Source organism: Variovorax sp. KBS0712, from assembly GCF_006323185.2.
GTDB lineage: Bacteria > Pseudomonadota > Gammaproteobacteria > Burkholderiales > Burkholderiaceae_C > Variovorax > Variovorax boronicumulans.
In genome coordinates, this window is the sequence record NZ_VCCD02000001.1 from 2,280,420 (window position 1) to 2,297,878 (window position 17,459).

The 17,459-nt window shown below is 69.8% G+C and carries 15 protein-coding genes and 2 pseudogenes; 7 read left to right on the top strand and 10 right to left on the bottom strand.

Annotation, left to right across the window (positions count from 1 at the left end):
• The first annotated feature begins 56 nt into the window (after positions 1-56).
• Entirely contained in the window at positions 57-2,966 is a 2,910-nt protein-coding gene (gene gcvP, locus FFI97_RS10490) for an aminomethyl-transferring glycine dehydrogenase (protein WP_139703913.1), read from the top strand.
• Positions 2,967-2,997: 31 nt separating this feature from the next.
• Here gcvP and FFI97_RS10495 read toward each other — a convergent pair whose 3' ends face one another.
• The 3 genes from FFI97_RS10495 to FFI97_RS10505 all read right to left on the bottom strand — a co-directional run bounded on the left by FFI97_RS10495 (position 2,998) and on the right by FFI97_RS10505 (position 5,527).
• Positions 2,998-3,246, bottom strand: coding sequence for a hypothetical protein (locus tag FFI97_RS10495; RefSeq protein WP_062474407.1), 249 nt, complete (start codon positions 3,244-3,246; stop codon positions 2,998-3,000).
• Positions 3,247-3,354: 108 nt separating this feature from the next.
• The gene (locus FFI97_RS10500) at positions 3,355-4,266 is read right to left on the bottom strand and encodes a DUF3014 domain-containing protein (protein ID WP_139703910.1); all 912 of its coding nucleotides are present in this window, start codon (positions 4,264-4,266) and stop codon (positions 3,355-3,357) included.
• Positions 4,267-4,408: 142 nt separating this feature from the next.
• On the bottom strand, positions 4,409-5,527 hold the full coding sequence (locus FFI97_RS10505; protein WP_139703908.1) for a DUF2855 family protein: 1,119 nt from the start codon (positions 5,525-5,527) through the stop codon (positions 4,409-4,411).
• Between the two features lie 50 nt (positions 5,528-5,577).
• Between FFI97_RS10505 and FFI97_RS33930 the strand changes: the two are divergent.
• Positions 5,578-5,769, top strand: a pseudogene (locus FFI97_RS33930) (TetR/AcrR family transcriptional regulator); the annotation flags it as partial.
• 398 nt (positions 5,770-6,167) lie between these two features.
• On the opposite strand, the gene FFI97_RS10515 reads toward FFI97_RS33930, so the two are convergent.
• The 4 genes and pseudogenes from FFI97_RS10515 to FFI97_RS10530 all read right to left on the bottom strand — a co-directional run bounded on the left by FFI97_RS10515 (position 6,168) and on the right by FFI97_RS10530 (position 10,440).
• Positions 6,168-6,845 (bottom strand): alpha/beta hydrolase, encoded by a 678-nt coding sequence (locus tag FFI97_RS10515; RefSeq protein WP_139703903.1) that lies wholly within the window; start codon positions 6,843-6,845, stop codon positions 6,168-6,170.
• 39 nt (positions 6,846-6,884) lie between these two features.
• Positions 6,885-7,929, bottom strand: a pseudogene (locus tag FFI97_RS10520) (NAD(P)H-dependent flavin oxidoreductase).
• 126 nt (positions 7,930-8,055) lie between these two features.
• Positions 8,056-9,357, bottom strand: coding sequence for a UDP-N-acetylglucosamine 1-carboxyvinyltransferase (locus FFI97_RS10525; protein WP_139703901.1), 1,302 nt, complete (start codon positions 9,355-9,357; stop codon positions 8,056-8,058).
• 165 nt (positions 9,358-9,522) lie between these two features.
• Positions 9,523-10,440, bottom strand: coding sequence for a protein NO VEIN domain-containing protein (locus FFI97_RS10530; protein WP_139703899.1), 918 nt, complete (start codon positions 10,438-10,440; stop codon positions 9,523-9,525).
• Between the two features lie 111 nt (positions 10,441-10,551).
• On the opposite strand from FFI97_RS10530, the gene FFI97_RS10535 reads away from it, so the two are divergent.
• Positions 10,552-11,271, top strand: coding sequence for a hypothetical protein (locus FFI97_RS10535; RefSeq protein ID WP_139703897.1), 720 nt, complete (start codon positions 10,552-10,554; stop codon positions 11,269-11,271).
• Between the two features lie 11 nt (positions 11,272-11,282).
• Here FFI97_RS10535 and FFI97_RS10540 read toward each other — a convergent pair whose 3' ends face one another.
• On the bottom strand, positions 11,283-11,600 hold the full coding sequence (locus FFI97_RS10540; protein WP_139703895.1) for a hemagglutinin: 318 nt from the start codon (positions 11,598-11,600) through the stop codon (positions 11,283-11,285).
• Between the two features lie 109 nt (positions 11,601-11,709).
• Between FFI97_RS10540 and FFI97_RS10545 the strand changes: the two genes are divergently transcribed.
• Positions 11,710-11,931 carry a hypothetical protein gene (locus FFI97_RS10545; RefSeq protein WP_139703893.1) on the top strand — a complete coding sequence of 74 codons (222 nt, stop codon included), beginning with the start codon at positions 11,710-11,712 and terminating at the stop codon, positions 11,929-11,931.
• A gap of 11 nt (positions 11,932-11,942) precedes the next feature.
• Here FFI97_RS10545 and FFI97_RS10550 read toward each other — a convergent pair whose 3' ends face one another.
• Positions 11,943-12,212, bottom strand: a complete 270-nt coding sequence (locus FFI97_RS10550; RefSeq protein ID WP_139703891.1) for a hypothetical protein — start codon at positions 12,210-12,212, stop codon at positions 11,943-11,945.
• Between the two features lie 107 nt (positions 12,213-12,319).
• On the opposite strand from FFI97_RS10550, the gene FFI97_RS10555 reads away from it, so the two are divergent.
• The 3 genes from FFI97_RS10555 to FFI97_RS10565 all read left to right on the top strand — a co-directional run bounded on the left by FFI97_RS10555 (position 12,320) and on the right by FFI97_RS10565 (position 16,453).
• A complete protein-coding gene (locus FFI97_RS10555; RefSeq protein ID WP_144004423.1) occupies positions 12,320-14,416 on the top strand; it encodes a S8 family serine peptidase in 2,097 nt (698 codons plus the stop codon).
• Positions 14,417-14,505: 89 nt separating this feature from the next.
• Entirely contained in the window at positions 14,506-14,757 is a 252-nt protein-coding gene (locus tag FFI97_RS10560) for a hypothetical protein (protein WP_139703887.1), read from the top strand.
• A gap of 91 nt (positions 14,758-14,848) precedes the next feature.
• Positions 14,849-16,453, top strand: a complete 1,605-nt coding sequence (locus tag FFI97_RS10565) for a phospholipase D-like domain-containing protein (RefSeq protein ID WP_139703885.1) — start codon at positions 14,849-14,851, stop codon at positions 16,451-16,453.
• On the opposite strand, the gene FFI97_RS10570 is transcribed toward FFI97_RS10565, so the two are convergent.
• A complete protein-coding gene (locus FFI97_RS10570; protein ID WP_144004424.1) occupies positions 16,444-17,415 on the bottom strand; it encodes a LysR family transcriptional regulator in 972 nt (323 codons plus the stop codon). The genes FFI97_RS10565 and FFI97_RS10570 overlap by 10 nt on opposite strands.
• Positions 17,416-17,459: the final 44 nt, after the last annotated feature.

The following is a 17,459-nucleotide window of genomic DNA, read 5'->3' on the forward strand; positions in this document are numbered from 1 at the left end:
CGCTGAACAGCAGCTTCCTCGCACCTTCGTTCCTTCTCCCCCGAGCCTTCACCGCCATGCCGATTCCCGCCCTTCCCTCTTTGCAAGAACTAGAGAACGCCGAAGAATTCCTCGCCCGCCACATCGGCATCGATGCGGCGGACGAGGCGCGCATGCTGCCGGTGATCGGCTCGGAAACGCGCGCGGAGCTCATCGACGGCATCGTGCCGGCGGCCATCCGCCGTGCCCGGCCGATGCGCCTGCCCGCGCCGGTCACGGAGGCCGACGCGCTGGCCGAGCTGAAGGCGCTGGCGTCGAAGAACAAGGTGTTCAAGAGCTTCATCGGCCAGGGCTACTACGGCACGCACACGCCGGGCGTGATCCTGCGCAACATCCTGGAGAACCCCGCCTGGTACACCGCCTACACGCCCTACCAGGCCGAGATTTCGCAGGGCCGCATGGAAGCCCTGCTCAACTTCCAGACGATGGTGTGCGACCTCACGGGCATGGCCATCGCCAACGCCTCGATGCTCGACGAGGCCACGGCCGCCGCCGAGGCGATGACGCTCGCCAAGCGCAGCGTGAAGAGCAAGAGCAACGTGTTCCTGGTCTCTGGCGACTGCCACCCGCAGACCATCGAGGTCATCAAGACCCGCGCCGCGCCGCTGGGCATCGAGGTCAAGGTGAGCACCGTGTCGGAAACGCTGCCGCACCTGATGGTGAGCGGCGAATTCTTCGGCGTGCTCGCGCAGTACCCGGCCACCACCGGCCACGTGCACGACCTGCGCCCGCTCGCGGGCCACGCGCACCAGTGCGACGCCGCCTTCATCGTCGCGGCCGACCTGCTGGCGCTGACGCTGCTGGTCGCTCCCGGCGAGTTCGATGCCGACATCGTCTGCGGCACCACGCAGCGCTTCGGCATGCCGCTGTGCAACGGCGGCCCGCACGCCGCCTACCTGGCCTGCCGCGATTCGTTCAAGCGCTCGCTGCCCGGCCGCCTTGTCGGCGTGAGCGTCGACACGCACGGCCAGCCCGCCTACCGCCTCGCGCTGCAGACGCGCGAGCAGCACATCCGCCGCGAGAAGGCCACCTCGAACATCTGCACCGCGCAGGTGCTGCCGGCCGTGGTCGCCAGCATGTACGCCGTGTACCACGGCCCCGACGGCCTCACGCGCATCGCACAGCGCGTGGCCGTGCTCACCGCCATCCTCGCCAAGGGCCTGTCGCAGATGGGCCGCGAGCCGGTGAACACAACCGCCTTCGACTCGCTGACGATCCGCACCGGCGACGACACGGCCGCGATCATCGAACGCGCGCAGGCCGGCGGCGTCAACCTGCGCCAGCGCCTGCAGCAGCACCTGGGCATCTCGCTGGACGAAACCACGACGCGCGCCGACATCGAAACCCTGTGGGCCCTGTTCGTGCCGGCCGGCACCGCGATGCCGCGCTTCGACGAGCTGGCCGCCAACACCACGCCGCTGATTCCAGAGGACCTGCGCCGCACCAGCGCCTTCCTCACGCACCCGGTGTTCAACACCCACAAGAGCGAAACGGCGATGCTGCGCTACATCCGCAGCCTGTCGGACAAGGACCTCGCGCTCGACCGCAGCATGATCCCGCTGGGCAGCTGCACCATGAAGCTCAACGCAACCAGCGAGATGATCCCCATCACCTGGCCCGAGTTCGCCAACATCCACCCCTTCGCGCCCGCCGACCAGCTGCAGGGCTACGCCCAGCTCGACGCGCAGCTGCGCGCTTGGCTGTGCGAGGCCACCGGCTACGCGGGCATCAGCCTGCAGCCCAACGCGGGCTCGCAGGGCGAGTACGCGGGCCTGCTGGCCATCAAGTCCTTCCATGAAGCCAAGGGCCAGGGCCACCGCAACATCTGCCTGATTCCCTCGTCGGCGCACGGCACCAACCCGGCCAGCGCCCAGATGGTGGGCCTGCAGGTGGTGGTGACGGCCTGCGACGCGCAAGGCAACGTCGACATGGACGACCTCAAGCGCGCCTGCGAGAAGCACAGCGCCCACCTGGCCGCCGTGATGATCACCTACCCCAGCACGCACGGCGTGTTCGAAACCCGCGTGAAGGAGCTGTGCGAGCTCGTGCATGAGCACGGCGGCCGCGTGTACGTCGACGGCGCCAACATGAACGCGCTGGTCGGCGTGGCCGCACCGGGCGAGTTCGGCGGCGACGTGAGCCACCTGAACCTGCACAAGACCTTCTGCATTCCGCACGGCGGCGGCGGCCCGGGCGTCGGCCCGGTCTGCGTGGTCGAAGACCTCGTGCCCTACCTGCCGGGCCACGCCACGGCCGGCGTGCCCTCGAATGGCGTGGGCGCCGTGTCGGCCGCGCCGCTGGGCAATGCGGCCGTGCTGCCGATCAGCTGGATGTACTGCCGCATGATGGGCGCCAAGGGCCTGCAGGCCGCCACCGAAACGGCCATCCTCAGCGCCAACTACATCAGCGCCCGCCTGAAGGACCACTACCCCACGCTGTACGCGAGCCCCAACGGCCACGTCGCGCACGAGTGCATCCTCGACCTGCGTCCGCTCAAGGACACCAGCGGCGTCACCGCCGAAGACGTGGCCAAGCGCCTCATCGACTACGGTTTCCATGCGCCCACGCTGAGCTTCCCCGTGCCCGGCACGCTGATGGTGGAGCCCACCGAAAGCGAACCGCTGGCCGAGCTCGACCGCTTCGTCGACGCGATGATCGCCATCCGCGGCGAGATCCGCCGCGTCGAAGAAGGCGTCTGGTCGAAGGACGACAACCCGCTCAAGCACGCGCCGCACACCGCCGCCAGCCTGCTGGGCACGGAGTGGAGCCACCCGTACTCGCGCGAACTCGGCGCGTTCCCGCTGGCCGAACTCAAGCAGGCCAAGTACTGGCCGCCGATCGGGCGCGTCGACAACGTCTACGGCGACCGCAACCTGTTCTGCAGTTGCGTGCCGGTGGGCGAGTACCAGGAAACCGAAGAGGCCTGACGAAGGCGCGGCGGCGCAGGCCGCCCGCCGTTCAGCCTTCGCGCCGGTACATGGCCCACTTCACGGTGAGCAGGTCCGCGGCGATCTTCGCGGCGTTCACGCCCGCGTAGGTTTCGGACGGATCGAACGCGAAGGCCGCCTGGTAGCGCTTGATGTGCGCGTAGTCCCGGTCGAAGGTCATCGGGCCCATGAGTTCGGTCGGGTCGGTGCCGGCGGGAAGCGCCAGGAATTTCCCGGGGTCGGTGGTGCTCTGGTAAAGATCGACGCTCATCAGGTTCATGGCTTGCCCTCGAAGTCGTAGGCGCAAATCATCTCGACCCTTCGCGCCGCATGCAATCGGCCCGCGCCTACAGGGCGTGCAGGCGGGGCGCTGTCAGTGCATCGCGCCTCAGGGCTGCTTCTTCTTCGCGATCTCGCCGGTGGCGATCTGCGCGCGCAGCCCGCGCAGGCTGGCCTTCATCTTGCGCTCGTTCTCGGGCCCCATGCGCACCAGGATCTTCTGGCCGGCCGAGAGCGATTCGAGCTTCGGGTCGGCGTATTCGTAGCGCACCCAGGGCCGCTGCGAGGGGATGTCGCCCTTCACCTCGACCAGCTTCACCTGCACCGGCCCCGTGGGCTCGGGCGCCTGCAGCAGGTGGTCGATCACGGCAATGAAGCGGTCGTTGAAGTAGCGCCCCGGATAGCCCAGCTCTTCGTACGCCTGCTGGAACAGCGGGTACAGCCGCGCATACACCGCCGCCGCCTTGGCCGGATCGACAGCCCCGGCCAGCATCACGATGCCGTTGTAGCGCGCGGCGTTGTTCGCCGCGATGGTCTGCACGCCGCCCTGCTGCGGCCCCTCGGTGATGAAGCGCTGCGGCGCGGGCTGTACGGGCCACTTGCTGGCGGGTGCCTGCTCGCGCGGCAGGTTGTCGACGGTGGCCACGAAGCGCCGCACGACGCCGTCGGACTGCAGGTAGGCCGCCACGGCCTTGCCGCCCAGCAGCTCGGTGAGCGCCTTCATCACACGCGCATCGGAACTGGCCAGCGCGGGCAGCGCGGCATCGGGCGGGGCCAGCGCCTCGACCGGGTTCTGCGGGCCCTTCGGCTCTTCAACCTTGGGCGGCTCGGGGGGCGCGTCGGTCGGGGCGACGGCCACCGGCGCGGTCGGCAGCGGCGCCAGTTGCTGCTGCTGGTACCAGCGCCAGCCGAAATACGCCGCCACCAACACGACCAGCGCCAGGCCGACGATGGTGCCCATCGGCGCTTCCTTGCGGGGTCGGAATTCGGGGGTGTCGCGGGGGGAGTCGGCGTCGGACATGGGCGGTTTCCTTTTGCGGGATGGCAGTGGGGAGACGAAAGGCAATGGTGCACCAGGATGGCCTGCACGGCCCGCACGATCGCCACGTTCTCGTAACCCCCTGTGACGCCCCACCCGCGCCGAAGTTCAGTCGCTCAGCCCGTCACGCGCCGCCGATGCGCACCACGTGCGCCTCGCGCGGGTCGACGCGACCCGCGTGCAGGTCGGCGATCACGGCCTGCGCATGCGCGAAGCCGCGCCCCTGCGCCAGCGTCATCCAGCGGTTGCCCGGGCGGCTCAGCTCGGCGATGAAGCGGCCCTGCGCATCGTTGAAGCGGCGGTTGACCTCCCGCGGGCCCCAGTCGGCATTGCGCTTGCGGATCTGCACGGGCGCGAAGTAGAGCTTCGGCGTGGGGCCGGGCAGCGCGCTGGCGTCGCCCAGGAATTCGGTCTTCTGCGCCGAGCCCGCATAGCAGTCGTACACCAGCGATTCGCCGAAGTGGTGGTGCACGGTGGCGCGCAGGTCGTCGTGGCCCGCGAAGTCGACGTACAGCGTGGGCACGTCGGCCGCGAGCGTGGCGATCTCGCCGTAGGCCACCGTGCGGTCGTAGCAGCCCAGCGCCTCGACGAAGGCGCGGTTGCCTTCCGACGTGGCGGCGATCAGCTGCAGGCCCTCGCGGCGGCCGAGGCAGAAGGCCGTGCCGAACGCGGTCTTGCTCGATGCGCTCGACACCACCACCTGCGTCGCGCCGAAGAAGCCGTTGTCTTCGAGGAAGTCGGCCAGCATGAACGAGGTGATGAACAGCGGGCGCACCAGCATCTGGTAGTCCTCCAGCGCGGCGACGTAGCCGGCGTCGTGGCTGCAGCGCATGTACTGGTTGTAGGCCGACACCAGCTCGCTGCGGTGCGCCGCGCCGTCGTAGAAGCCGCGCGGCGTCACGCGCACCGGCTGCATGCGCAGGTGGCTCGCAATGGGAAAGTAGCCGTAGAAGCGCTCGCCCACCGCCACGCCTTCCACGTTCGACGCCACCACGTCGGCAAAGCCCCAGGCCGGCATGTGGCCCCAGTCGGCGTCGCCGGTGGGAAAGAACTGCCAGTACTTCATCACCGCATCGCCGAAGGCCGCGTAGGTGATGTTGTTGGTGGTGAGCGAGAAGCGCTCGATCTGCATCAGCACCTCGCCCGGCTGCAAACTGCCGGCGTCTTCCGAGGTGACGATGCGGGTGGTTCCGAGTGCGTTCTTGCGCGTTTCGAGGCGGGTTAAAGTGAATGCGTTGTTCATTCGCAAACTGTAGGACGGCCCGCTTCGCTGCGGGTTCGGAAACCCGGTCCATGCCCGCCGCACCCCGCTCCAAGCCCCTGAAACGCCCCACGCAGGCGCGCAGCAAGTTCACCGTGCAGGCCATCTACGACGCCTTTGTTCGGATTTGGCGCGCGCAGGGCTGGGAGGGCGTGACCACGCGCGCCGTGGCGCTCGAAACCGGCATCGCCGTCGGCACCTTCTACGACTACTTTCCCGACAAGGAAGCCCTGCTCTCGGGCTATGTGCGCCACTGCGTCGAGGCGCTGCTCGCGCGGCTCGACGAAGAGGTGATTGCGCCACCGGACATCGACTGGCGCGAACGCACGCAGCGCCTCGTGCGCCTCACCTGCGACACGCGCACCGACGGCTTGCCCGCCTTCGACCACGAGATGCTGATGCTCGAACACCGCGTGGCCGAGCCCAAGCACCACCGGCGCGTGTACGACGAACTGCTCGCGCGCTGGACGCAGGCCTTCGCCGCCTGCCGCGACCTGCAGCCGCCGCCCTCGCCCGCCACCGTGCAGGCGCTGCTGACGGCGGCCTGGGGCGGGCGCCGCTACCGGCTGCTGGTGCAGCCCGACACCATCGACGACGCGTGGGTCGCCGAGATGGAAGATGGTCAGGGCGCGGCTGTTGGCGCGCTGAGCGCCTGCAGCCACGCCAGCGTGCCCTGCAGCTCGGCCGGGCGGATCTCGTGCGCGCCCGGGAAGTCCGAGCCCGACAGTGCCAGCGGCAGCCCGCGCGCCAACTCGCGCGTGGCCTGCGCGGCGCTCGGCGGAATCACGTTGTCGGCGCTGCCGTGGCTCACCCACAGCGCCTTGCCCGCGAAGGCCTCGGGCGGCGCGATGTGCGGTACCACCTCGGGCAGCAGCCGGCTGTGCCACACCAGCGCGGCGCGCAGCGCCTCGGGCTGCGTGAGCAGCAGCGACAGCGACATGATCCCGCCCTGGCTGAAGCCGCCGACCACCACGCGCTCGGGCGGAATGCCCAGCTGCTGCGACGCCGACGTGACCATCTCGCCGATGAGGAAGCGGCTTTCGCGCTCCTGTTCTTCGTCGATGCGGCGCCCGCCGTCGGCCAGCACCTGGAACTCGAACCACGCGTAGGAACCGGGCGACAGCACATACGGCGCGCGCAGGCTCAGCACGTGGAACTGCGGCGGCATCATGCGCGCCAGGCCGAACAGGTCCTGCTCGTTGCTGCCCACGCCGTGCATGAGCACGAGCAGCCAGGGTTCAGGGCCGCCCGAGGGTGCGGGGTGATGCAGGAACTGCAGGGGCAGATGGAGCGATGTCATGGGTCGGAAGGGCTCGAAAAAAATGACGGACGGCGCGGCTCAGCGAAAGCCCTTGGCCAGCGCCCGCGTGACCTCGGCCGAGGACACCTCGCGGCAGCCGGTGGCGTTCTGCCCCGACCACAGCGGAGAAAAAAATCGCCGCTGCCCTGCGCCTCGGCCTTCGCGCGCAGCGGCGCGATGCCCGAGGTGGCGAGCGGAAATTCCGGCGCCGGGCCGATGGGCCCCAGCTCGCGCATCACGCGGTTGACGATGCCGCGCGCCGGCCGGCCGGTGAACAGGTTGGTGAGCGCCGTGTGGCGCGCGGCCTCGCTCTTCAGCGCGCCGCGCGGTGCAGCGCGCTGGTCATGGCCTCGGGCGTCAGCAGGTAGGCCGTGCCGACCTGCACGCCGGCCGCGCCCAGCGCCATGGCCGCGGCCACGCCGTCGGCATCCGCGATGCCGCCGGCCGCGATCACCGGCACCTTCAATGCGCGCACCAATTGCGGCAACAACGCGAAGGTGCCCAGCTGCTTCGTCAGGTCGTGCGACAGGAAGTGGCCGCGGTGCCCGCCGGCCTCCAGCCCCTGCGCGATGACCGCGTCGACACCCTTCGCCTCGAGCCACAGCGCCTCGTCGACGGTGGTGGCCGAAACCAGCACCTTCGCGCCCCAGCCACGCACCTTGGCCAGCAGCGGCTCGGGCGGCAGCCCGAAATGGAAGCTCACAACCGGCGGCTTGAACTCGGCCAGCAGGTCGGCCACCTCGGCGCTGAAGGGGTTGCGCCCGGGGCCGGTCGGGATGCCCGCGGGGTCGATGCCGAACTCGGCGTAGTACGGCGCGAGCGCGGCGCGCCAGGCGGCCTCGCGTGCCTCGTCCGGCGTGGGCGGGGTGTGGGCGAAGAAATTGACGTTGTAGGGCTTGTCGGTGCCCGCGCGGATCGCCGCGAGTTCGCTGCGCATCGCGTCGGGGCCGAGCATCGCGCACGGCAGCGACCCCAGCGCGCCTTCGTTGCACACCGCGATCGCCATCGCGCTGGCCTGCGCGCCGGCCATCGGCGCCTGGATCAATGGAAGTTCGGTGCCGAGGATCTGTTGCAACGTCGTCATTCGGGGTGCGCTCCTGTGTCCGTGTGTCAAATGCACGGCATTGTCCGGCCAAGCCGTTGAGCGCGGCGCCCGCGGGGTCATCGGGCAGCGGGACAGGTCAGCAGCAGCGCGCAGCCTGCCGCAGGCTCACTCCTCGCTGGTCCACTCCACCTGCACGCCCAGGCTGCGCAGGTTCTCCACGAAGCGCGGGTGCGCGCGCCGGATCGGCGTGGCGTTGCGGATCTCGGACTTGCCTTCGATGCTCGCGGCCACCATGAACAGCGCGATCGCCACGCGGATGATGTAGGGGCTCTCAACCACCGCCGGCGTGAGCGCGTGGCCGCCGAAGGTGATGAGCCGGTGCGGGTCGGACGAGAACACGTGCGCGCCGAACTTCGACAGCTCGCCGGTCCAGCCCAGCGCACCGTCGTACACCTTGTTCCAGAACATCGCGTTGCCCTGCGCGCGCACGCCCAGCGCAATGAAGATCGGCAGCAGGTCGACCGGGAAGTACGGCCACGGCGCGGCCTCCACCTTGGTGAGCACGTTGCTGGTGAACGGTGTCTGCACCTTCAGCGGGCCGCTGCGGATGGCACGCGACCAGCCGTCGGCATGCTCGATCTGCACGCCGAACTTGGCAAAGGTGCGGTCGATGAGCGGGAAGTTGCCCGGCGCGCTGTTGCGCACCACGACGTCGCCGCCCGTGATCGCGCCCAGCGCCAGGAAGGTGGTGATCTCGTGGAAGTCTTCGTCGAAGCGGAAGTCGCCGCCGCCCAGCGCGCCGCCGCCATGCACCGTGAGCCGCGAGGTGCCCATGCCCTCGATGCGCACGCCGATCATGGCCATGAAGCGGCAGAACTCCTGCACGTGCGGCTCCGAGGCCGCGTTGGTGAGCGTCGAGGTGCCGCCCGCGGCGGCCGCGCACAGCACGAAGTTCTCGGTGGTCGTCACCGAGGCGTAGTCGAGCCAGTGGTCGGTGGGCGTGAGCCGGCCGGGCGCGTACACCAGCAGCGAGCCCTCGGTGCGCTCCACCTGGCCGCCGAAGCGCTGGAACACCTCGACGTGCGGATCGATCTCGCGCACGCCCAGCGTGCAGCCCTTGACGTTGTCTTCCAGCCGCGCGACGCCGAAGCGCGCCAGAAGCGGCGGCACCAGCATGATCGACGAGCGCATTTCCTCGGGCAGGCGGTGGAGCGCCGCATCGAAGGTGGTGGCGCGGTGGTGCAGCTCGAGCGTGCCGCTCTCGTGGTCCATGCGGACCTCGCTGCCCAGCGTGCGGAAGATGTCGAGGATCTTGCGCACGTCGGTGATGTCGGGCACCCCGTGCAACCGCAGCGGCTCGCCGGTGAGCAAGGTGGCGCACAGCACCGGCAGCACCGCGTTCTTGTTGGCGGAGGGAATGATGCGGCCGCGAAGGGGCGTACCGCCGTGCACGATGAGGTTGGACATGAAAGGGGGCGAACAGAGGGGCGAAGGCACGAACTGTTCGCGCCGGACGGCGGAACTTTACCGTTGGAAACGACGGGTTTCCGGGGGCTCAGTTGTAAGAATTTGGAAACGCCCGCGGCGCACTGGTGCAGCCGCGGCGTGGCCTGGGAGGCCCCGGGAGGCCGGTCAGGCCTTGCGCTGGAAGCCCGGCGCCTGGTCCACTTCGGTCGGCTTGTAGATCTTGTGCGCCGCCGTCGCGCTGCCCGCGTCGGCCACCACCAGCAGGCGCCACAGCGGCTCGCGCACGGCGCACAGGCTTTCGTCGGGCGTGAGCGCGAAGGTGGGCAGCGCCGGGGCGGTGCCCTTCACGACCACCTTGAGCAGCATCGCGCCCTTGGCATTCGACACCTCGATGTCGTAGCCCAGCGCCTTGCTGGTCACGTCTTCCGCGTTGTAGCCGTAGCCCTTGAAATGGCCCATGACGTAGGCCATGGCGGCGGCCTGCACGGCGTCCGTCGTGGTCGGGCCGGCCGGGGCCGCGTCGGCGTCGTCGGCCGCCGGCACACCGCCGCGGGCCTTGGCGGCCGTGATGTCGGCCTCGGTCGGCGCCCAGCCGCGCGCGCCGCGCACCAGCACGGCGAGTTGCTGCTCCGGCTCCCAGCTCGCGACGTGCCATTCGGCGTCGTCGCGCACGCGGGTCGACACCTTGGCGCTCTTGTTGCTCTCGAGCTCGGCGATGGCCACGCGGTTGGTCTGCAGCACGGCGCGGAAGCCCTGGCCGGCGTCGAAGGTGCGCTTGAGCAGGGCCAGCCGGTCCTTGGCGCGCTGCGCCTGCTGGGCGCTGCGCACGCCGCCGCCGGGGCGGCGCTGGGCGTCGAGCGATTCCAGGTAGAACCAGCGGCCACCGGCCGCCACGCTCACGTACTCGCCCCAGATGGTGGCGATGACGTTGTCGCCGGTGGCGAGCCAGGCGTGCTCGAACGGCTTGTCGCGTGCGTCGAACACCCCCATCTTGGCGACGATTTCGACCGGCGTGAGGCGCGGTCCGGAGAGCCGCATCTCATCGATGGCGGCGAGCACGGAGGGGTCGACTTCCTTGTCCATTCAGCGGAATTCTGGCGAGTTGGGAGGGGGTGGGAGTATGCCGCATCGGCCGTCGCTTCCCGGTGCCCGGCGCCCCGCCGCGTGTACCCTCCGTGCCTTGAAAGCCCTCGCATGCACGACCTGCTGACCTCCTATTTCTGGCACGGCGACACGCTGCGCAGCCGCAGCGTGAGCGGCATCGTGCACGCGGCCCTGCTCGACGTGCCCGAGCCCCCGGCCCGCCTCGCGGCGGACTGGCAGCGGGAGATCGCCACGAACGTGCCGCTCGAACCCGGTGATGTCGAGCCCATGCCGCTGGCCCGCGCACGCACGCGCTGGCCCGACTACGCGCAGTGCGTGCAGGCGATGTCCGATTGGCTCGGCACGCTGGGCCTGCCCGCGTCGCTGCTGCCCGCCAGCGACGTCGCCCTGATGGCCTGCCGCGGCGCCCGCTACCACCACGACGGCGCGCAGTACGGCGGCGCGGCCTTCTGCAACCTGTTCCTCAGCGAGGACAAGGGCCTGGACGTGCACTTTCCCGTCACCGGTCACCGCATCGCGCTCACGCGAGGCACGGCCCTGCTGTTCGACACGGGCCAGCCCCACGCCGTGGTGCCGCGCGGCAGCGACCACGGTTTCAATGCGGCCGATTTCCCGGACAGCCAGGACCTCACGCAGTTGTTCCTGACCTGGGAGCTGTCGATCGAAGACGCGCAGGTGGCGCGGCTGCTCGGCGTCGGCTTCGATGTCGATCCGCTCACCGCGTCGCGGCTCGATGAAGAACAGGTCCGGGTGAACGGCGAACCGGCCGAGGTCTGCGCGAACTCCGGCCGCTGGCTCAGCGACACGTAGCGAACGAACGATCAATCGCCCTGGCGGTAGTGAGTCCCCGGCCGCGCCGCCGAATCGATGATGTCCCGCCACGACTTGCCCGCGCTGCGCAGTTGCTCGATCGATGGGCCCAGCGTGTTGCCGTAGCGGCTGTGCGACCTGGCTTCGAGGGCCTGCAGCTCGTGCGAGGGCGTCAGCGCGCGGTAGTGCAGCTTCAGATCGTCCCGCTGCGCGAAGATCCAGCGCGCCACCTGTTCTTCAATCACACCGCCGGCCAGCATCCGCTCGGCAGCAGGACCGAGCGCGGCCACGGCCGCTTCGTAGGTCTTGCGTACGTTGGGGTCTGCCATGCGGACTCTGGAGTGGATGTGACGGGCGACTCGGCCCATTGTGCATACGACGAGGACGCTACAGTGGCTGTCCCCTCATCTCTTTTCGTGCATGCCCGGAGCCCCGACGATGCGCCACCTCTTCAATGTGTTCGGCCGCACCCTGCGCGTCGAAATGACCGATGCCCGCTGGCGCAGCCACTGGGTCGGTGCCGACGGAAAACTGGGCCTCGCCCAGCTCGCGATTCCGCCGGACGTGGCGCCGGCCGACCTCGCGCAGTACCTCTACGACATCTACCACGAGAACGCGACGCCGACGAACGGCGATGTCTTCGAGATCGGGACGAAGTGAGCCCGGCGTTGCTATCGCTGCGCGGCCTTCGGTGACGTGCGCAACATCAGCCAGGCCACGCCGCCGAACGCCAACACAAAGACAAGCAGCGGCAACACCTCCCTGGCCCTGAAGCCCTGGCTCGCCAAGTTGGCAAGCAAGGTCCACGGCACCAGCGGAAACGCGAGCAGCACCACCACCGCGGGCACATGCGCGTGCAGCGGAAACAGAACCAGCGCAAGGCCGGTCGACAGCAGGCTCGCCACCAGGTACGCGAACAGAAGCTTGAACACCACTTTCATGCGGCGATTCTGACCCCCTCCTTGCCCGAGCCGGGGTGACAGATGACACGGCAATCTGCTACACCTCGCGGTACCCACCCGTGCCCCTGCGCAAGGAGATCCGACCGATGGCCCCAGCCAAGAAGCGCGTCGCCGCGAAGAAGCCCTCGCCCGCTGATACGAAAGTCCCCAGGATGCCGCACGGGGTGCTGACGCCGGCGCTGTCGTCGGGCAGCGTGCGGCTGCACGTGACCGGGCAGATCAAGCTGCTCAACAGCTGGGTCGACCTTCCGCCCGAGATGGCCGCAGCGATGGTGGCGCAGTCGGCCCACGCCGATGCGCCCGCCGCGGGCCACCTGCCGGGCGAAGCCTCCCCCGCCCTCACCGCCGCGCTCGCCGGCACGGCCGACGCGCTGTGCACGCGGCTCTCGCCGGTGTCGACCTTCGGGCTCGCACAGCTGCAGCGCCTGCCGATGGACGTCGAGACCTCGATGGACCCGCGCCTGCAGCTGGCGGTGATGAACCGCCGCGCGGGCAAGCAGAGCATGCCCATCTCGTCCGCCGATGGCGATTCGGTGCCGGTGGTGGCGCGCGTCACCAGCCATGCCGAATGGGCGGACATTCCCGACGTCGATGCGGGCTCCGACATCGGCACCGCGGACGACGGCACGGCGCTCGTCACGGGCCGCATTCCGCTGGGCAAGGCCGAGGCGATCCGCCAGCATCCGGCCGTGCTCAGCATGAAGGCCTCGCAGCCCGTGCTGCCGGCGCTGAACAACACCATCGCGTCGATGGGCGTGCAGGCCGACAACCCCGCGCTCGCCGGCACGGCCGGTGGCAGCGGCGTGGTGATCGGCGTGGTCGATTCGGGCGGCGACTTCGCGCACCAGAACTTCCTGAAGGCCAACGGCAAGACACGCCTGCTGGCGCTGTGGCAGCAAGGCGCGCCGGCCAAGGCCAACAGCCCCTACGGCTACGGCCGGCTCTTCGAGGCGGTCGACATCGACAAGGCGCTGAAGAAGGCCGATCCGTACAAGGCGCTGGGCTACGACCCCGGCGCGGGCATGCCGGGCAGCCCCGGCTCGCACGGCACGCATGTGATGGACATCGCCGGCGGCAACGGCCGGGGCTCATTGCAACCCGGCGTGGCGCCCAAGGCCGACCTGATCTTCGTCGAGATGTCGGCCCGCGACATCGCGTGGACCGGCCACAACGCCGTGTTCAGCTCCTTCGGCGATTCGGTGCAGATGCTCGAGGCGGTGAAGTTCATCTTCGACCGCGCCGGCGACAGGCCCTGCGTCGTCAACCTGAGCCTGGGCACCAACGGCGGCCCGCACGACGGCACCTCGCTGGTCGAGCAGGGCTTCGACGCGCTCGTGTCGCAAAAGCCCAACCGCGCGATCGTGCTGGCGGCCGGCAATTCGCAGGAAGACAACACGCACACGGCAGGCACGGTGCCCGGCAACGGGCACCTGGACGTGTCGTGGACCCTGGTCAACGGCAAGGGTGGCGAATTCGAGCTCTGGTACGGCGGCAGCCAGCGCCTGCGCGCCGAGTTGCTGGGCCCCGACGGCCAGGTGCTGGCCAGCGTGGCGCCGGGCGAAAACTTTCCGCTCGGCGCGGGCAACGGCGAGATCGCCGCCTTCCTCAGCAGCCGCATCACCGACCCGAACAACAAGGACAACGTGATCGGCATCTGGCTCGCACCCAACTGGCCCGACGGCGAGTTCAAGGTGCGGCTGCACGCCCTGGCCGCCGACGACGTGCCGTTCCACGCCTGGCTCGAACGCCTGGACAGCGGCCAGTCGTACTTCGGCAGCCCGGTGAAATCGCACCTGCTGGGCTCGCTGTCGACGGGCAAGCTGTCGATCGTGGTCGGCGCCTACGACGCCCGCAAGACGGGCGAGCCCGCCGCCAGCTTCTCGAGCGCGGGCCCGACGCGCGACGGCCGGCCCAAGCCCGAGGTCAGCGCCCCCGGCGTGCAGGTGAAGGCCGCGCAGTCGCGCACGAAGGACGGCATGGTGAAGAAGTCGGGCACCAGCATGGCGGCACCGGCGGTGACGGGGCTGGTCGCGCTGATGCTGGCCAAGGCCCACAAAGCGGGCAAGAAGCTGACCATCGCCGACATCCGCGCCAGGCTGAAGGCAGGCGTCAAGCCCGGCGCCGGGCCGGCCGGCTGGGACCCGCAGCGCGGCGACGGCCGCGCCGGCAGCGGCGCGATCTGACGATCCAGCCATGACCCCCACGCCCGGTGCGGTTGTGCCGAACCCGAGCGGGGGGTGTAATCTGTGTTCCCGCCCCCATCTGCCCTCTCATGACCATCGACTTGCGCTCGCTCAAGAAGCTCGACTTTTCGGCCGCCCCCGCGCCGGTGTCGGGCGAGCGCGTCGTCGTGCTGGTCAAGCTGTGCGAGGGCGCCGAGCGCCCGGACTACATCGCCGCGCGCGCCGACATCTCGCCGGGTCTGTTCTCGGCCGAAATTCCGCTGGACAAGCTCCAGCAACTCGAAGCCGACCCGGCCGTCGAGTCGGTCGAGCTGTCGCGCCGGCTGCCCAACATCTCCTGACACGCGACCCACCCGGGGCGCTTGCTTCGCGCATGCCATGCCGGCAGGCGCCCGCACACGCGTGCACCACAACCCAGCCCAAGGAGCTTCCATGAAAGTGCTCGACGATGCCGCGCGCGCGGCGGTCCGGTCGGTGATCGCCACCCACCAGGCGCAGCTGGCCGCCCTGCCCGGCTACGTGGCGGCGGAGCCGGGCTTTCCGCTGGTCGACGGCCGGTTCCTGCGCGAGCCCGCGGTGATCGTGCTGGTCGACCGCAAGCGCCCGTTATCGGAGGTGCCCGTGGCCGAGCGCGCGCCCCGGCAGCTCGGCCCGTACCGCGTCTGCGTGATGCAGGCCGACCCGGCGCGGCAGCTGGCCGCCAGCGCGGACTTCGAGGACACGGTGAACGCGCTCGCCGAAGCCGCCGTCGGCCTCGTCTACAAGCCGCCTGCAGGCCAGCCCATCGACAAGGTCTACAACGTGAAGCAGCCCTTCCTGTGCCACGTCGGCCCCGATGCGGGGTGGCCGGTGCTGCGGCCTTTTCTCGAAGGCACGACGCGTTCGCTGTCGGTGGCGATGTACGACTTCAACGCCGACCACGTCGCCCAGGTCTTCATGGACCTCGTGCGCAACGGCGGCATCGCGGCGGCGCTGAGCTGGGACGACGGCATGACGAAGGAAGAACAGGTCATCCGCAAGAAGCTGCGCAAGCTGCAGCAGGAGGCCGACTTCAGGGCCTGGCTCGTGCAGTGCGGCAAGGGCCGCCGCTTCGCCAGCGCGTACCACGAGAAAGTGGCGGTGCGCGACGGCAAGGCCTTCTGGCTGTCGAGCGGCAACTGGAGCAAGCGCAGCCAGCCCGACATCGACCCCGTGGCCACGCCCGCGCAGGCCAAGGGCATGTTCAGCAAGGGCAACCGCGAGTGGCACGTGATCTGCAACGACGCCGTGCTCTCGAAGGTGTTCGAGAAGTACATCCTGCACGACCTCAAGGCCTCCGAGAAGGAAGAAGCCGACGGCGCCGCCGACGCGGCGCTGGACGTGGCGCCCAAACTCACGTTGCCCGACGTGTTCGTGCCGCTCGACCACCTGCTGGAGCAGGCCGTGGCCTTCGCGGGGCCGGTGGTGCCGGTCGAACCCGCGCGGCTGCCGGCGGTGAAGACCACGGTGAAGGTGCAGCCCGTGCTCACGCCGGACAACTACCTGTCGCACATCAACGCGCTCATCGACAGCGCGCAGACCTCGCTGTACCTGCAGTTCGCCTACATCACCTGGAGCGATGCCGACAAGGACGCCGACTTTCGCGCGCTGCTGCGCAAGCTGGCGCAGCGCAGCACCGAGCCGGACCTTGACCTGCGCATCATCCTGGGCAGCACCAGCGCGGCCGACAACATCCGCAAGCTGGTCGAGGCGGGCTGCAACCAGGACGTGTTCCGCGTCCAGGGCAGCATCCACAACAAGGGCATCATCGTGGACGGCCAGGCGGTGCTGGTGAGCAGCACCAACTGGTCGAGCGACGGCGTGCTGCGCAACCGCGACGCCGGGCTGATCATCCACAACGAAGAGGTGGCGCAGTACTACCAGCAGGTCTTTCTCGACGACTGGGACTCGCGCGCTAAAAGCCGCGTGGACGACGACCCGCCGGTGACGCTGGCCTCAACCGGCGCACCCACGCCGCCGGGCATGGTGCGCATGTCGTGGAGCGACTATCACGGGTGAGGCGCCGCCTCGATGAAATCCACCGAGTGCAGCACCCGCCGCAGCTCCGGATCGTCCGAGGTCTGCCACGCCGGCAGCTGCGCCAGGAAGTGCGCGATGAAACACGCCGCCGCGTGCGACGGCGCCTCCTGCGCGCGGCGCACGATACCCACGACATTGCTGTGGAAGCGCTCGCGCAGCTGCAAGGTCACGAGCGCATGGCGCAGGCTCTCGGTTTCCACCAGCGGCCAGGGGCAGAAGGTGAGCATGTCGGTCTTGCGCACGAGGCCCAGCATCATCGACGGCGAATGCGCCAGCTGGATGCGCTGCACGGGCGCGGCCAGGCCGTGCTGGCGGAACAGGTTGTCCAGAAAGCTCGCGCCCTCGCCCGGCGTGAAGTTGAGCACCCAGTCGTCCTGCAGCAGCTCGGCCATCGACTGCGCGCCGGCCCGCGGATGGCCGCGGCGTGCCACCACCGTCATGTCGTAGCGGAACAGCGGCTGCGCCTGCAGCCCCTGCATGGCCTCGTCGGGGCCGATGCGGCCGATCAGCAGGTCGAGGCTGCCCTCGCGCAGCCGCGGGTAGCTGAGCGCGGAGAGGCCGTCGAACATCTCAAGCTGCACGTGCGGCAGCTCTTCGCGAAACAGCGACACCACGCGCGGCAGCAGGGTCTGCGTGATCCAGGGCGTGATGGCCACGGTCAGGCGCTGCTGCGCGCCGGTGTCGCGGTGGCGTGAAAGCGTGTCTTCGGCCTGGCGCAGCTGGGCCAGCACGCGCTGCGCATGTTCGAGCAGCTCCAGCCCGGCCGGCGTGAAGGCGATGCCGCCGCCGTGGCGCCTGAACAGCGCCACCTGCGCATGCGCCTCCAGTTCGCGCAGGCCCTGCGTGACCGTGGCCTGCGTGACGCCCAGCGCCCGCGCGGCGGCGCGGATGCTGCCTTCGGAGGCGACGGCGGCGAGATAGCGGAGCTGGTGCAGCTTCATGGCGGCCGATTATCCGCAGCCGCGCGCGGCGACAGGCTGCGCCC

What these genes read in the sequence shown, in the direction of transcription:
- FFI97_RS10545 (WP_139703893.1), top strand. Translation starts at nt 11,710, where the DNA reads ATGCGCCACCTCTTCAATGTGTTCGGCCGCACCCTGCGCGTCGAAATG.
- FFI97_RS10495 (WP_062474407.1), bottom strand. Translation starts at nt 3,246, where the DNA reads ATGAACCTGATGAGCGTCGATCTTTACCAGAGCACCACCGACCCCGGG.
- FFI97_RS10560 (WP_139703887.1), top strand. Translation starts at nt 14,506, where the DNA reads ATGACCATCGACTTGCGCTCGCTCAAGAAGCTCGACTTTTCGGCCGCC.
- gcvP (WP_139703913.1), top strand. Translation starts at nt 57, where the DNA reads ATGCCGATTCCCGCCCTTCCCTCTTTGCAAGAACTAGAGAACGCCGAA.
- FFI97_RS10525 (WP_139703901.1), bottom strand. Translation starts at nt 9,357, where the DNA reads ATGTCCAACCTCATCGTGCACGGCGGTACGCCCCTTCGCGGCCGCATC.
- FFI97_RS10530 (WP_139703899.1), bottom strand. Translation starts at nt 10,440, where the DNA reads ATGGACAAGGAAGTCGACCCCTCCGTGCTCGCCGCCATCGATGAGATG.
- FFI97_RS10550 (WP_139703891.1), bottom strand. Translation starts at nt 12,212, where the DNA reads ATGAAAGTGGTGTTCAAGCTTCTGTTCGCGTACCTGGTGGCGAGCCTG.
- FFI97_RS10540 (WP_139703895.1), bottom strand. Translation starts at nt 11,600, where the DNA reads ATGGCAGACCCCAACGTACGCAAGACCTACGAAGCGGCCGTGGCCGCG.
- FFI97_RS10565 (WP_139703885.1), top strand. Translation starts at nt 14,849, where the DNA reads ATGAAAGTGCTCGACGATGCCGCGCGCGCGGCGGTCCGGTCGGTGATC.
- FFI97_RS10505 (WP_139703908.1), bottom strand. Translation starts at nt 5,527, where the DNA reads ATGAACAACGCATTCACTTTAACCCGCCTCGAAACGCGCAAGAACGCA.
- FFI97_RS10535 (WP_139703897.1), top strand. Translation starts at nt 10,552, where the DNA reads ATGCACGACCTGCTGACCTCCTATTTCTGGCACGGCGACACGCTGCGC.
- FFI97_RS10555 (WP_144004423.1), top strand. Translation starts at nt 12,320, where the DNA reads ATGGCCCCAGCCAAGAAGCGCGTCGCCGCGAAGAAGCCCTCGCCCGCT.
- FFI97_RS10500 (WP_139703910.1), bottom strand. Translation starts at nt 4,266, where the DNA reads ATGTCCGACGCCGACTCCCCCCGCGACACCCCCGAATTCCGACCCCGC.
- FFI97_RS10570 (WP_144004424.1), bottom strand. Translation starts at nt 17,415, where the DNA reads ATGAAGCTGCACCAGCTCCGCTATCTCGCCGCCGTCGCCTCCGAAGGC.
- FFI97_RS10515 (WP_139703903.1), bottom strand. Translation starts at nt 6,845, where the DNA reads ATGACATCGCTCCATCTGCCCCTGCAGTTCCTGCATCACCCCGCACCC.